Genomic DNA, 13,590 nt, shown 5'->3' with positions numbered 1-13,590 from the left:
GGAGATTCACCATGCAAGCATCCCAGCCACAACGTCAGCGCTGCGAAGTCTGGACCCGAGTGATGGGTTATCACCGGCCGGTGTCGGCGTTCAACCCCGGCAAGCAATCCGAGCACAAGGAGCGCGTGCACTTCACCGAAACGGCTGCGGCGGCCGGGCGGCAATGAGCCGAGCGCTACGGGTCGGGGGCCTGGTGCCCCTGACCACCCTCGACTACCCCGGCATGCTCGCTTGCGTGCTGTTCTGCCAGGGCTGTGCCTGGCGTTGCCGTTACTGCCACAACCCGGACCTGATCCCGCCGCGCGCCAGCACGGAGGTGGATTGGCGCCGGGTGCTGCTGTTCCTGCAACGGCGCCGGGACTTGCTCGATGCCGTGGTGTTCAGCGGCGGCGAGCCGACCTTGCAGGAAGGCTTGCCGGCGGCGATGGATGAAGTGCGGGCGATGGGTTTTCACATCGGCTTGCACAGCGCCGGGATCAAGCCGGCAGGGTTTGCCAATGCGTTGCGTCATGCCGACTGGGTCGGGTTCGACGTGAAGGCCCTGGCCGAAGACTGCCAGTCGATCACCCTGGTCAAGGGTAGTGGCGCCGCCAATTGGCGCAGCCTCGACACCTTGCTCGCCAGTGGCGTGGACTATGAATGCCGCACCACGGTGCATTGGCACCTGATCGACCCACCGCGCCTGTTGCGGCTGGCCCAGCGTTTGCAAGCCACGGGTGTGCAGCGCTTCGCCGTGCAGATGGTGCGGACCGTCAGCATGCTCGACCCGCAATTGCCGAGTGCACCGGCACAGTCTGCGTTGCCCGAGCTGTGGGGCCGTTTGCGCGAGTTGTTTCCCGCGTTTGTATTGCGAGGGTGACCGACACCCTCAACCGGTTTTTAAAGATGCTGCCCATGGTGGGCAGGTGTTCATCAAGGAATGTTCAGAATGAAGCAGTTAACCACGGCACAACGCATTGTCATCGGTTTCGCGATTGCGCCGCTGGCCCTGGTCGGCTTGGTGTTCTACGCCTTGCACGACCTGGCAACCCTCAAGCAACAGTCCGCACAGATCGTGCAGCAGGACTGGCCGAAAATCGCGCCGATCATGGTGATCGCCACCGGCGTGCGCGATAACGGCCGCAACACCCGCGACCTGCTGATCGACGCAGATAATCAGGCCGCTCAAGCTTCGATCGGCAGCACCCGGCAACGCATCACCGAGGCGTTCGCCACCCTTGAACCGCTGCTCGATACCGCCGAAGGCCAGGCCGCCTATGCGACCCTCAAGACTCATCGTGAAACCTACGTAGCGGCCTTCACCCAGGTGCAGGCGCTGATCAAACAGGGCGCCCGCGAACAGGGCCTGGCCCAGCTCAAGCAACAGGTGATGCCGGCCGAGCTTGCGGTGTTCAAGAGCCTGGATGCGCTGATGGCCATGCAGGGACGCGTGTTCGCCGAGCGTGAGCAGGCGGCGCAGCTGCTGTACGACGACGCCCGGCGCACCATGCTGGGGCTGCTGCTGTTGTGCGTGGCGCTGGTGGTGACCGCCGCCGTCATCGTCACCCGCAGCGTGATCCGCCCGCTGGGCGGGGAGCCGGATGAGGCGGCGCGCGTACTCAGCCATATCGCCCAAGGCGACCTGACCATCGAAGTGCCGCTGTGCAACAGCGCCGAAGGCAGCGTGATGCGCAACCTGCACCAGATGCAGCAGAACCTCAACCAGATGGTCCGGCAGATTGCCGCGTCAGTGGATGGCGTGGCCAGTTCTTCCGAAGAGTTGAGCGCGGTCAGCAGCCAGACCAGCAGCAGCTTGCAGTCCCAGGGCCAGGAGATCGAGCAGGCGGCCACCGCCGTGAATGAGATGACCGCCGCCGTGGACGAGGTGGCGCGCAATGCGGTGAGTACCAGCGAGGCTTCGCGCCTGTCGGAACAGACTGCCCAGCGCGGTCGCGCCCAGGTGCAGGAGACCGTGGCGTCGATCAACACCCTGGCCACCGGCGTGGTGGAAACCTCGGAGCGCATCCAGCAACTGGCCGGCCGTGTGCAGGACATCAGCAGCGTGCTCGAAGTGATCCGCAGCATCGCCGACCAGACCAACCTGCTGGCCCTCAACGCCGCTATCGAAGCGGCCCGGGCCGGCGATGCCGGGCGCGGGTTTGCGGTGGTGGCCGATGAGGTGCGCGCGCTGGCCCATCGCACCCAGGCCTCGACCCAGGAGATCGAGCAGATGATCGGCAATATCCGCCAGGACACCGAACACGCGGTGGCGGCCATGCACAGCAGCAGTGAGCGGGTGCAGGCGACCCTCGGCGTGGCGCAGCGTTCGGGGGAGGCGCTGGATGAAATCACCCGGTCCATCTCGCAGATCAACGAGCGCAACATGATGATCGCCAGCGCCACCGAAGAGCAGGCACTGGTGGCGCGGGAGGTGGATCGCAACCTGGTGGGCATCCGCACCCTGTCGCAGCAGGTGTTGCAGGGCGCCTTGCATACGGAGACGGCGGGGCATGACCTGGCGGGGATGGCGGGGGCGCTGCACCAGACCGTGGCGCGCTTCAAGGTCTAGCGGGAAGTTGGCAAATGTGGGAGGGGGCTTGCCCCCGATGACGGAGTGTCAGTGACAGATGGACTGACCCACTGCCATCGGGGGCAAGCCCCCTCCCACAGTCTCAATGCTTCAGTTGGCCCAGCCCCAGAACTGCAGCCACCAGCCGTAGCCGATCAACCCGGTACTCATCAGCATGCACAGCCATGCCCGTCCGCGTGGCAGTCCCTCGAGTCGTTGCCACGCCAACCACAGGCACCAGCCGATTGCCGCCATCAAGACCCCGGCTCGCAGCGGTTGCACCCACGCCAATACCAAGCCTTCGTAGCGCAACAGCTTCACCGTGGTCGTCGACAACCCCAGGAACAACCCCGCACCACCCAGGGGCGTCAGTGTCAGCGCCAGGGGCCGAAACAGTGCGCGATCACCCGCCGAGCGCGCAGCCAGCTGCAACCACAACCAGCACCCGCCGCCCACCACCAGCGAGCTGCCGGCCAGATACAGCACGATGCACACCCCATCCAGCCAACTGAAACTGTCATTGACTTGCGGGTAATGGGTGAGCAACCACCAGGGGGCGTTGTCGTGCAGCGGCCATAGCCAGTCGCGGCTCACCAACCACTCGGCCAGGTGTTGCTTGAGGGCGATGAACCAGGGGCTCACCGTCCACTGAAACGCGCCCATGGCCAGGCCGATCACGCCGAACAGCAGCAGGCGGACGTCCCAGGCCGAGCCGTGGTGCAGCGGTGCCCGCAGAATCTCCTGGTTGCACGAGCGGGCGATTAATTGCACCGCGCCGCGTTGCCCGCTGCAGCGACCGCAGGCGTGGCATTCGCTGGCGCCTTGCAGGCGACGGATGTCCAGCAGCGGCGCGCAGTTGGGCAACGGCATGCGTGGCGCGGCGTTGGCCTTCCAGCGTTGTTCATCCACGGCGAAGTGCACCGGCGCCAGGCGGGCGAGCAGGGCGAAGACGCCGCTGACCGGGCACAGGTAGCGGCACCAGACGCGTTTGCCGCGCACGAACAGCAGGCCGACCACGACCGCGGCGAGGGTCGAGCCACCGAGGATCAGCAGCGCGGCCTGGGCGTAGTCGTACACGCTGATCAACTGGCCGTAGAGCGTGGTCAAGCAAAAGCCCAGGGTCGGCCAGCCACCCCAGCGCAGCCAGCGCGGAATGCCCAGGCCGCGCCCGTGCTGGCTGGCCCATTCGCTCAAGGCACCTTCCGGACAGAGCACGCCGCACCACAGGCGCCCGAAGAGCACCATCGACAGCAACACGAAGGGCCACCAGAGGCCCCAGAAGATGAATTGCGCAAGCAGCGTGAGGTTGTCGAGCAGGCGCGCCTGGCTGTCCGGCAGGGGCAGCAGCGTCGGCAACACCAGCAGCACGGCGTACACCAGCACCACCGCCCATTGCACGCTTCGGATCAGCCGCCCATGGCGGCGCATGCCATCGCCCAGTCGCTGTAGCCAGCTCATGCGGCTTGCCGTGACCGGCGCAGGCCGTTGCCCACCAGCAGCCAATAGCCGAGCAACACCAGCACCGTGATCAGGCTGGGCGCGGCGCGGTAGCCGGCGAAGTCTGCCAGCAACGCGCCCAGTCCGTGGCTGTCACTGAGCAGCAGGCTGCTGTCCCAGCGGCTGTCGCCAAAGGCCGAGTAGACCCAGTCGGGCATGTCCATCGCCAACAGTTGCCCACTGATGCGGTCCACCGCAGCAACCAATAAGGCGCCGCCCAGCAGCAACAGCAAGGCTTCGCTGAGGGCGAAAAAACGCGCCCAGGAAATAAAGCGTCGGCTGCTGCGCAACAGCACCACGGTCAGCCCGGCCAGCACCAACCCCAGCACGCCACCGATGGCGAACAGGCCCAGGGCTTCGTCGTGCAGACGGGCACCGGCGCCATACAAGAACACCACGGTCTCGCTGCCTTCGCGGCTTACCGCCAGCAAGGCCAGCAGCAACACGCCCCAGCCGCCGTGCCGGGCCAGGCGCTGGTCGGCTTCACTGACCAGCCGGTGTCTGAGGGTGGGCGCATGGCGATGCATCCAGAACACCATCTGCACCATCAGGCCGCTGGCGACCAGGGTCAGCGCCGCTTGCAGCCATTCACCCGCGGGGCCGGTCATGGTTTCGCCGGCCCACAGCATCAACCCCGCCAACCCGGCGGAACCGAGCAAGCCCAGCAGCACGCCGGCCCAGAGGTAACGGGCCAGGCGCGAGCGACCGGCCTGGCAGCTGATCCAGGCCTGCAGAATGCCGATCACCAGCAGCGCCTCGACGCTTTCGCGCCACACAATAAACATCGATGTGTTCATCAACGGCTCCTATTCGGCACGGATGCTGCCTTCGGGCAGTTGGGGGTTGAATTCGTCGAAGAACGGATAGGTGCCTGGCTTGAGGGGGTGGATCACCACAAAGGTGGTCACCCCAGGGGACAAGACTTTTTCCACCCGCAACGGCGTGCTTTCGAATTCGGCCGGGCCTTGTCCGAGGTTCTTGAGCACGATCTTGAAACGCTCGCCGGCCTTGACCGCCAATTGGGGCGGTGTGAAGTGGCCGTCTTGCAGAGTCAATTCATAGCTGGGCAAGGGCGCAGCCAAGGCTGCACCGTTCAGCACAAACCCGCCGAGCAGCAGGGCGCGGCGCATCAATAGCCGCCTTTCTTGCCGATGCCGGCGTAGACGAACTCGTAGTGCACTTCGCAGCGTTCGAACCAGGGCGCGACGCCGGTTTCCTTGTCGGTGTGACGGCCCAGGGAGTGGTGACCGTCAGGCGGTGAAACGGTGAAGGTAAGGCTGTACTTGCCCGGGCCTTGCAGCTTGACGTTGTCGCCATAGTGCGGGCCGTCATTGGCGACCATGGCGTGGAAGTTACCGTTGATGGGCGGCGTGTCACCTTGTTTTTTCAGCGAGAAGGACAGGTTCAGGTAAGGCACGAAACTGCCTTCCTGAAAGCCCTGGGCGTTGTCTGCCGTGGCACGCACATCGGCTTCCAGGTGCACGTCGGAATCGGCGGTGGCGCGCATCATCCCCGCAGGGGCCATCTCGATCGGTTGCAGGTACACCGCGCCGATTTCCAGCCCCGGGCAGTGTTGTGGTTCGCCGATCGGGTACTCCTTGGCGGACGCCGCGCAGGTGGTCATCAACAGGAGGATGGGCAGCAGGGATGAGGTACGCATGAGGGCTTCCTGACGGGTGAGGGGAGAGAGCCCGAGTCTAGGAAGGTCTGCTGTGAATAATAATGATTCTTGTCAAGTTTGCAGGATATTTCATGATTGCCCGGCTTGATCCGGGTCAAGGCTGGGTTGGGATCGTGGCGTTAGGCTTGACCCACAGTTCGCCGGTAGGAAGGTGCTTCATGGCCAAGCCATTTCCGCTGCATCCCAAACACCCTGAACGCATCTGCTGGGGGTGTGACCGCTATTGCGGCGCCTCCGACCTCGCTTGCGGCAACGGTGCCGACCGCACCATGCACCCGGCCGAGATGCTCGGTGATGACTGGTGTGAACACGGCGACTGGGGGCTCACACCCGAGCCACCCGTTACGGATGAACCCTCGCGAAAATTTAAATGAACCCTCGCGGCCCCTGCTTGACCTAAGGCATATGACCTAGGAGGTGAAGCATGGAAATTCAATATATCTGGATTGGTCTGGCAGTGATTCTGCTACTGCTGGAGTTGTGGGCGATCAATATCGTCTTGCGCAGCACGGGGGGCTGGGAGTCGAAAGGGTTATGGCTGGTGGTGCTGATTTTTGTGCCGCTGTTCGGGCTGATCGCCTGGGCGATGTTCGGGCCGAAACGGGAGATGCCGGAGCATCGTAAAAGCTGAAGCATCAGCCCATAAAAAACAGGCGCCTCGACGGCGCCTGTTTTCGTTCAGCGCTTGGGCGTCAGCCTGCCACTGCCTTGGCAATCGCCTCATTGAACGCAGGCAAGTCGTCCGGCGTGCGCGAGGTAATCAGGGTCCAGCCGTTGGCCTTGCATTCCTTGACGTCGGCATCGACCCAGCCAGCGGCCCCGGCGTTTTCCAGGTCGATGCGTACGCTCTTGTAGGAGGTCAGGGTCTTGCCCTTGATCACGCCTGCGTCAATCAGTGCCCAGGGGCCGTGACAAATCGCCGCTACGGTTTTACCGGCCTGCACGAACGCGTTGATCAGCTTCAACGCGGCCGCATCCTGGCGCAGCGTGTCCGCGTTGACAGTGCCGCCGGGAATGACCAGTGCATCGAAATCGGCAGCGCAAAGCTCGGACAGTTTTGCGTCGGATTCCACCGTCTGGTCTTTCTCGGTGTCGCCCACGAAGGTCTGTGTGGTGCCGCCCTTGCTGGAAGCGTGGGTCACCGTCGCGCCATAACCGCGCAGTGCTTCCAACGGTTTGAGCAGCTCGTCGCGCTCGATGCCGGTATTGGAGGTGATGACCAGAATCTTCTTGCCGTTTAGGTGTGAACTCATGATCGAGTGTCTCCTGATGGGGAATGGGATCTGGGAGAGTTGATCCGGCTCGCACGGCAAAGGTTTAAATTAATTTGCGCTTATTTCTCGGGCGGTTGGCGCGGGCAATTTCCTTGAACTATCCAGATTGGCAGGCCTCTGCTGCTTAAGCGCCCGCCATTTTCACGGGCCTTCAATTGACTGGAGATACACCATGACTGCCGATAAAACCCCTGCACCCATCAGCTCTGAAGAAGCCCAGAGCGGCACGGAAAAACCCGTCAAGGGCCAAACCCTGGACCGCCCGAATCCCAAGACCGAAACCGTCGATAAAGTGGTGACGCCCACCTCGATCAAGGACATCGAACGTCAGACCGACGCCATCAACGAACAGGCCGCCAAGGCCGAGCGCAAGCTGGGCCACTGAGCATGGCCCGTGCCATCAGCGCGACGGAGTTAGGCATCGACCTCAAGCCCGGCGATGACCACGCTCTGTTCAAGTGGTTTATCGCCAGCTTCCTGATGGGCAAGCGTATCCAGGCACCGATTGCCGCGCAGGCCTACAAGGTGATTGTCGAGCAAGAAGGCCGTGACACTGCGCGCAAGCTGCAGCACTGCACATCGCGTGAATTGGTGGCCATGCTGGGACGCGCGCATTACGTGCGCTATGACGAAACCACCGCGCAACGCTTGCTCGACCTCAGCGCCAGGTTGAACGCCGAATACGCCGGCAAGATCACCCATATGCGCAGTGTCAGCGAAAGCCGTGAGGCCTTCGAAAAACGTCTCGGGGAATTCGACGGGGTGGGCCCTAAGACCATCGAGATTTTCATGCGCGATGCTGCCAAGGTGCTGTTTTGACTGCAGGTCCCTATGTGGGCTGTGCCGGCTGGAGTTTGCCGCGTGAATACTGGCCGAGGTTTACTGGTGAAGGCACGCATTTGCAGCGCTACGCTTCGCGCTTCAATGCGGTGGAAATCAACAGCTCCTTCTATCGTCCGCACCTGGCGAAGACGTATGCACGCTGGGCGGATTCGGTGCCCTCAGGCTTCCGTTTCTCGGTCAAAGTGCCCAAGCGCCTCACTCATGAGCTGCGCCTGCAAGGCTGTGAGGCTGCACTGGATGAGTTTCTTGGGCAATGCCTGCAACTGGGCGAAAAGCTGGGTTGCCTGTTGGTGCAATTACCGCCTTCGTTGCATTACGAACCGCTCGTTGCCAGCGCATTCTTCACGGCGTTGCGCCAACGTTTCATGGGTCACGTAGTGCTTGAGCCACGTCATGGGAGTTGGCTTGCGGCTGAGGAGATGTTACGCCACCTGCAGGTCGGGCGAGTGGCGGCCGACCCGCCGCTTATTGCGTCGGGAGACGCGCCGGCCGGTTGGCAGGGCGTGCGTTATTGGCGCCTGCACGGGACGCCGCGCATTTATCACAGCGCCTATGGACCTGAACGGGTCCAGGCCTATGCTCGTTTGTTCAGCGCGTCCGTGGAGGATGGCGTGCCCACCTGGTGCATCTTCGACAACACGGCCAGCGGCCTGGCAACCTCCGATGCGCTGTGCCTACTCGACCTCTACCCGCAGCACTTCCACACCTAGCTGTTCATACGCTTCCACACTCGGCACGTGCCATTCGGTGATCAGCGTGTGAATACGACTGCACGGCGCCACCACAAACGGCTCCACGGCGCCGAGCTTGTCGGCCATGGTCACGGCCACTACATGGGACGCACTGTCGAGCAGGGCTTGCTTGACCGCTACTTCATCAAAATGCAGCGAACTGATGCCGACTTGCGGATGCAGCGCGCACACGCCGGTAAACAGCAAGTCGGCCTTGATGCTCTGGATCAGCCGCACGGTTTCATGGCCGCTGGTGGAGAGCGTGGCCGGGTTGAGTTGGCCGCCGGTGAGGATCACTTTTACCTCCGGATGGTCGGCCAGGGCGATGGCGATCATGGGCGATGTGGTGACCACCGTCAGGCGGATCGAGTGCGGCAATGACTGGGCGATCTGCAGGGTGGTGGAGCCGGAATCGAACAGCACGATCTGGCCGTCCTCGACCCGTTCGGCGGCCAGGCGCGCGAGGTGGCGCTTGGCGTCGTTGGTCTCGCCGACACGGGTGAAGAAGTCCTTGCCGGTGTCCTTGGGCCGGGGCAAGGCGCCGCCGTGCACGCGTTGCAGCAGGCCGGCGGCGGCGAGTTCGCCGAGGTCGCGGCGGATGGTGTCCTGGGACACGGCGAAATGCTCCACCAACTCCGACGCGGTGACTTTGCCGTCGCGCTCCAGCAGCAGCAAAATCTTCTGTTTGCGCAAGGAAGGCAGGTCGATGGCTTGATGCGTGTTGTGCATGGTTTTGCATCTTTTTGCGGGTTTGTGCGAGATTAATCGCGCTGTGCTGTAAACGCAATGGCTGGTTGTGCGGGCGATGGGCGGTTACTCTCAGCGTTCAGTCCAGGGAGAGGTGACCTAGATGTCGTTGATCACAACCATCGAAGATTTACGCAAGCTCGCGCAAAAACGTGTGCCACGGATGTTCTACGACTACGCCGATTCCGGCTCCTGGACTGAGAGCACCTACCGCGCCAATGAAAGCGACTTTGCCCGCATCAAGTTCCGCCAGCGGGTGGCGCGCAATATCGACGAGCGTTCGATCCGCGCCAGTATGATCGGCCAGGACATGGCCATGCCCGTCGCGCTGGCGCCGACCGGTTTGGCCGGCATGCAGCATGCCGATGGCGAGATTCTCACCGCCCGCGCCGCCGCTGCCTTTGGCCTGCGCTACACCTTGTCGACCATGAGCATCTGTTCGCTGGAAGACATTGCCGAGCACGTCGGCCAGCCGTTCTGGTTCCAGCTGTACGTGATGCGCGACCGCGCCTTTATCGAGCAATTGATCGAGCGCGCCAAGGCCGCCGGCGTGGATGCGCTGGTGCTGACCCTCGACCTGCAGATCCTCGGGCAACGCCACAAGGATTTGATCAACGGCCTGTCTGCGCCGCCCAAACTGACCCTGCCGAATATCCTCAACATGGCCACCAAGCCGCGCTGGGTGATGGGCATGCTGGGTACTAAACGGCGTGGCTTTGGCAATATCGTCGGGCATGTGAAAGGCGTGGCCGACATGAGTTCGTTGTCGTCCTGGACCGCCCAGCAATTCGACCCGCGCCTGAGTTGGGATGATGTGGAGTGGATCAAGAAGTGCTGGGGCGGCAAGTTGATCATCAAGGGCATTCTTGATGTGGAGGATGCACGCCTGGCCGCGAATGCCGGTGCCGATGCGTTGGTGGTGAGCAATCACGGAGGACGGCAATTGGATGGCGCCCCGTCGAGCATCAGCCAGTTGCCGGCGATTGTGGCGGCGGTAGGCGAGCGTATCGAGGTGTGGCTCGACGGCGGCATTCGCTCCGGCCAGGACGTGCTCAAGGCGGTGGCGTTGGGTGCCAAAGGCACGATGATCGGCCGGCCGCATTTGTATGGCCTGGGGGCGATGGGCGAGGCGGGTGTGAGCAAGGCGCTCGAGATTATCGCCCGTGAGTTGGACGTGACGATGGCGCTGTGTGGGTATAACGATATACGCGATGTGAATCGCGAAATTTTGTTGCCGGGGACATTCCCGGAAAACGTTTAGCGGGCAAAAAAAACGTAAAAAAATAAAAAGAGTTGTCCACGAAAACCGTGGGTATCTCTGTGGATAACTTTGCGAAGCCCCGGCAGGGTTGGCGATTTACGCCAAGATCAATATTTGATCAACTTCGGATTTGGCCCAGCATGGGCTGGGTTTGCGCTTGACAGGCAAGCGCGAACCCAGTGCCGAAAAACGTTTTACGAGTCGCCATTGCGGCCTGTGGAGTGGGTGACAACCTGCGCCGGCATCTTCGCTTGCATCAGTTTGTCCAGCGCCTGGCCGTAGCTGCGACCTGCCAGGCTCATGCTGTTGTTGTGGCTGGCACCGGGCACCAGTAACAGCCGCTTGGGCTCCCGGGCGGCCTCAAACAACTGCTGGCTGAAACGCGGTGGTACATAGCGGTCGTCAAGGCCATGCACCACCAGCAGCGGCATATGGATGTCGGCGATCTTGTCGATGGAATCGAACTTCTGCGACAGCAACCAACGCACCGGCAGTGAGGTATTCGCCACGGCGGTGGCCACATCCGCCAGTGAAGTAAAGGTGGATTCGATGACGAGGCCACGCACCGGCAACGGTGCCTGTTTGCCCAATTCGGCAGCCAGGTCGATGGCCACCGCGCCCCCCAGCGAGTGCCCGTAGATCAGGCGTTTCTGTGGGTCGGGTTGCAGCACCTGGAAGCGTTCCCAGGCGATGCGTGCGTCTTCGTACACGGTGGTTTCCGACGGCAGCTCGCCGTGGCTCTGGCCGAAACCGCGATAGTCGATGGCCAGCACCGAATAACCCAGGGCGTGCAGTTGCTCGATGCGAAACAGCTGCCCGGTGAGGTTCCAGCGCACGCCGTGCAGGTAGAGGATCGCGGGAGCATCTTTCTTGTCCGCCGGGTACCACCAGCCATGGATGTTCTGCCCCGATTTGAAGCTGGCCGGCTTGAGCTCGAATTCCTGCACCGCCTTGGGCAAGCCGCTGTACCAACTGGCGGTGCCCGGCTCGATGCGAAACACCAGTTCGCGTTCCTTGTGTTGCAGCACGGCGCAGCCCACCGGCAGGCCGACAATCAGCAGCGCCATGCACAGCAGGGGAAACCAGCGCAGGCTCAGGCGCGAGAGAAAACGTGAGGGCATGAAGGTTCCAGGTAAAAGGTCAAGCAGGGGTTTTACCAGATGGCTTGCGAAGGCAGGTATTAATTCGACAGCCGCCCATGGGTGTTTCTTACAAAGTGTTACTGCATTGAACAATACGTGCAGAGATTGTTAGGGTGGGCCGCCGAACAGGAGAGCGAGCACATGGATTTCACAGGCAAGACTGCAATTGTCACCGGCGGTGCACGCGGGTTGGGGCTCTGTTACGCGCGAGCCCTGGCCCAGGGCGGTGCACGGGTGGTGATCAGCGATATCGGCGCCGACAGCGCGGGCGCAGGCAGCGATGCAACGGTCGTCCAGGCGGCGGCAGAGGCGTTGCAGGCCGAAGGCTTGAACGTGATCGGTCACGGCGGCGACCTGTCCACGGACGATGGCTGCCGGCAGCTGGTTGCGTACACCCTCGAGGCCTTTGGCCAACTCGATATCCTGATCCACAACGCCGGCTGGGTGGGTTACCAGAACATCGCCGACCTCGACGCCACGTTCCTGCAGCGTGCCATGGACATCAACCTCTACGCCCCGCTGTGGCTGTGCAAGCATGCCTGGCCGCACCTGCTGCGTTCACCCGCGCCGCGCATCATCCTTACCACCTCCGACCGCGCCCTGTACGCGCAGTACGAGCAAACCGGCCTGGTGGCCTACAGCGCCGGCAAGATGGCCCAACTGGGGATCATGAATGCGTTGAGCCATGAGGGGCTGGAGGCGGGCGTCAAAGTCAATGCAATCTCGCCGGTGGCGAAGACGCGCATGTGGGGCGTGACTGACGAGCCGGATGAACTCAAGCCGGAGTGGGTGACGCCGGGGGTGGTGTACCTGGCATCGGCGCAGTGTGAAGACACCGGCTACATCCTGCGCGCGAGCAACGGCCAATTCACCGCTACGCGGTTTACGGAAAACCCCGGGGTTGAATATCCGCGTAATCTGGCGCGGATCAAGGCAAGCAGCGCAGAAGAAGTCGCCGCTGCCTGGGATCGCATCAAACAGACACATTCCCTTTCTTGAGAAAACGACCATGGCTGACAGCCCCGTGCGCATCACCGCTGAAGAGACCCTTTCGAAAAACTGGTACCTGCTGAAAAAGTACAGCTTCGACCTGCGCCGCCGCGACGGCAGCTGGCAAGCCCAGACCCGCGAGGTGTACGACCGCGGCAACGGCGCGACCATCCTGCTGTACAACCGCGCGCAGCGCACGGTGTTGCTGATTCGCCAGTTCCGCATGCCTACGTTTGTCAACGACTACCACGGTTACCTCATCGAAGCGGCGGCCGGGTTGCTGGATAACGCCAGCCCTGAAGAACGCATTCGCCTGGAGGCCGAGGAAGAGACCGGCTATCGCGTCGGCCATGTCGAGAAAATCTACGCAGCGTTCATGAGCCCGGGGTCGGTGACCGAGCGGATTCACTTTTTCTTGGGGGAATATCAGCCGGGTGATCGAGTTGGGACTGGCGGTGGCTTGGAAGAGGAGGGCGAAGATATCGAAGTGCTGGAGCTGGGCTTTGAAGAGGCTTCGGCAATGGTGCGAAACGGCGAGATTGTGGATGGAAAGACCATCATGTTGTTGCAGCATTTGGAGTTGCGGATGCTCAAAGAGGGTTGGTGAACTCCCTTTGTTTGGGTGATCCCGCTTGTTGTGGTTCGCAGCCTTCCTGTGGTGAGCAGGCTTGCCCTGCGTTGGGCTGCGCAGCAGCCCCAAAACAGACAATGCCGGGTTAACTGAAAACACCCATCGCCTGGATTGGGACCGCTTTGCGGCCCGACGCAGGGCAAGCCTGCTCGCCACAGAGGGGGGGTTGCCTTGGAGGGCGGTGTTTGGGTTACCAGGTTGACTGGTCTTCGAGGCTGGCTTCTTAGAATTCTTCGATACCTACC

18 protein-coding genes are annotated in these 13,590 nt (G+C 62.5%); 11 read left to right on the top strand and 7 right to left on the bottom strand.

Annotated elements, in window-relative coordinates; all coding sequences use genetic code 11:
* Positions 1-11 precede the first annotated feature (11 nt).
* From nrdD to ACZ445_RS16905, 3 genes are all read left to right on the top strand, one after another.
* Positions 12-167, top strand: coding sequence for an anaerobic ribonucleoside-triphosphate reductase (gene nrdD, locus ACZ445_RS16915; RefSeq protein WP_058427276.1), 156 nt, complete (start codon positions 12-14; stop codon positions 165-167).
* Positions 164-859, top strand: coding sequence for an anaerobic ribonucleoside-triphosphate reductase activating protein (locus tag ACZ445_RS16910; RefSeq protein WP_179040833.1), 696 nt, complete (start codon positions 164-166; stop codon positions 857-859). The genes nrdD and ACZ445_RS16910 overlap by 4 nt, the downstream gene beginning before the upstream one ends.
* Before the next feature lie 69 nt (positions 860-928).
* The gene (locus ACZ445_RS16905; protein WP_310862931.1) at positions 929-2,548 is read left to right on the top strand and encodes a methyl-accepting chemotaxis protein; all 1,620 of its coding nucleotides are present in this window, start codon (positions 929-931) and stop codon (positions 2,546-2,548) included.
* Positions 2,549-2,659: 111 nt separating this feature from the next.
* On the opposite strand, the gene ACZ445_RS16900 is transcribed toward ACZ445_RS16905, so the two are convergent.
* From ACZ445_RS16900 to ACZ445_RS16885, 4 genes are read right to left on the bottom strand one after another with little or no spacing between them, the layout of a single operon-like run.
* On the bottom strand, positions 2,660-4,006 hold the full coding sequence (locus tag ACZ445_RS16900) for a 4Fe-4S binding protein (RefSeq protein WP_310862932.1): 1,347 nt from the start codon (positions 4,004-4,006) through the stop codon (positions 2,660-2,662).
* Positions 4,003-4,842 (bottom strand): FTR1 family iron permease, encoded by an 840-nt coding sequence (locus tag ACZ445_RS16895; protein WP_179029911.1) that lies wholly within the window; start codon positions 4,840-4,842, stop codon positions 4,003-4,005. Before ACZ445_RS16895 ends, ACZ445_RS16900 begins: the two co-directional genes overlap by 4 nt.
* A 9-nt stretch (positions 4,843-4,851) precedes the next feature.
* Positions 4,852-5,175, bottom strand: coding sequence for a cupredoxin domain-containing protein (locus tag ACZ445_RS16890; RefSeq protein ID WP_058427281.1), 324 nt, complete (start codon positions 5,173-5,175; stop codon positions 4,852-4,854).
* A complete protein-coding gene (locus tag ACZ445_RS16885) occupies positions 5,175-5,705 on the bottom strand; it encodes an iron transporter (protein WP_179029912.1) in 531 nt (176 codons plus the stop codon). Before ACZ445_RS16885 ends, ACZ445_RS16890 begins: the two co-directional genes overlap by 1 nt.
* 179 nt (positions 5,706-5,884) lie before the next feature.
* Here ACZ445_RS16885 and ACZ445_RS16880 point away from each other — a divergent pair, with 179 nt between their 5' ends.
* Positions 5,885-6,100, top strand: a complete 216-nt coding sequence (locus ACZ445_RS16880; protein ID WP_179029913.1) for a DUF3079 domain-containing protein — start codon at positions 5,885-5,887, stop codon at positions 6,098-6,100.
* Positions 6,101-6,150: 50 nt separating this feature from the next.
* A complete protein-coding gene (locus tag ACZ445_RS16875; protein WP_058427284.1) occupies positions 6,151-6,357 on the top strand; it encodes a PLDc N-terminal domain-containing protein in 207 nt (68 codons plus the stop codon).
* A 61-nt stretch (positions 6,358-6,418) separates the two neighbouring features.
* Here the strand turns inward: ACZ445_RS16875 and ACZ445_RS16870 are convergent, their stop codons facing one another.
* Positions 6,419-6,979 carry a type 1 glutamine amidotransferase domain-containing protein gene (locus ACZ445_RS16870; RefSeq protein ID WP_058427285.1) on the bottom strand — a complete coding sequence of 187 codons (561 nt, stop codon included), beginning with the start codon at positions 6,977-6,979 and terminating at the stop codon, positions 6,419-6,421.
* 193 nt (positions 6,980-7,172) lie between these two features.
* On the opposite strand from ACZ445_RS16870, the gene ACZ445_RS16865 reads away from it, so the two are divergent.
* From ACZ445_RS16865 to ACZ445_RS16855, 3 genes are read left to right on the top strand one after another with little or no spacing between them, the layout of a single operon-like run.
* Positions 7,173-7,385 (top strand): hypothetical protein, encoded by a 213-nt coding sequence (locus ACZ445_RS16865; protein WP_179029914.1) that lies wholly within the window; start codon positions 7,173-7,175, stop codon positions 7,383-7,385.
* 2 nt (positions 7,386-7,387) lie between these two features.
* Positions 7,388-7,819 carry a DNA methylase gene (locus ACZ445_RS16860; protein ID WP_179029915.1) on the top strand — a complete coding sequence of 144 codons (432 nt, stop codon included), beginning with the start codon at positions 7,388-7,390 and terminating at the stop codon, positions 7,817-7,819.
* On the top strand, positions 7,816-8,553 hold the full coding sequence (locus tag ACZ445_RS16855) for a DUF72 domain-containing protein (protein WP_058427288.1): 738 nt from the start codon (positions 7,816-7,818) through the stop codon (positions 8,551-8,553). The genes ACZ445_RS16860 and ACZ445_RS16855 overlap by 4 nt, the downstream gene beginning before the upstream one ends.
* On the opposite strand, the gene ACZ445_RS16850 is transcribed toward ACZ445_RS16855, so the two are convergent.
* Entirely contained in the window at positions 8,518-9,303 is a 786-nt protein-coding gene (locus ACZ445_RS16850) for a DeoR/GlpR family DNA-binding transcription regulator (RefSeq protein WP_310862933.1), read from the bottom strand. The two genes, ACZ445_RS16855 and ACZ445_RS16850, sit on opposite strands and share 36 nt — an antisense overlap.
* Before the next feature lie 121 nt (positions 9,304-9,424).
* On the opposite strand from ACZ445_RS16850, the gene ACZ445_RS16845 reads away from it, so the two are divergent.
* The gene (locus tag ACZ445_RS16845) at positions 9,425-10,582 is read left to right on the top strand and encodes an alpha-hydroxy acid oxidase (protein ID WP_179029916.1); all 1,158 of its coding nucleotides are present in this window, start codon (positions 9,425-9,427) and stop codon (positions 10,580-10,582) included.
* Between the two features lie 194 nt (positions 10,583-10,776).
* On the opposite strand, the gene ACZ445_RS16840 is transcribed toward ACZ445_RS16845, so the two are convergent.
* Positions 10,777-11,703 (bottom strand): alpha/beta hydrolase, encoded by a 927-nt coding sequence (locus ACZ445_RS16840; protein WP_464703815.1) that lies wholly within the window; start codon positions 11,701-11,703, stop codon positions 10,777-10,779.
* Positions 11,704-11,865: 162 nt separating this feature from the next.
* On the opposite strand from ACZ445_RS16840, the gene ACZ445_RS16835 reads away from it, so the two are divergent.
* Together ACZ445_RS16835 and ACZ445_RS16830 are read left to right on the top strand one after the other, a co-directional pair.
* Entirely contained in the window at positions 11,866-12,723 is an 858-nt protein-coding gene (locus tag ACZ445_RS16835) for an SDR family NAD(P)-dependent oxidoreductase (protein WP_464707311.1), read from the top strand.
* Positions 12,724-12,733: 10 nt separating this feature from the next.
* Positions 12,734-13,321: an NUDIX domain-containing protein gene (locus ACZ445_RS16830; protein WP_464707310.1), complete on the top strand. Its 588-nt coding sequence runs from the start codon at positions 12,734-12,736 to the stop codon at positions 13,319-13,321.
* Positions 13,322-13,590 lie beyond the last annotated feature (269 nt).

This window comes from Pseudomonas allii (assembly GCF_055380095.1).
The sequence above is the reverse complement of the archived record's forward strand: the minus strand, read 5'-3'. Positions and strand labels throughout refer to the sequence as shown.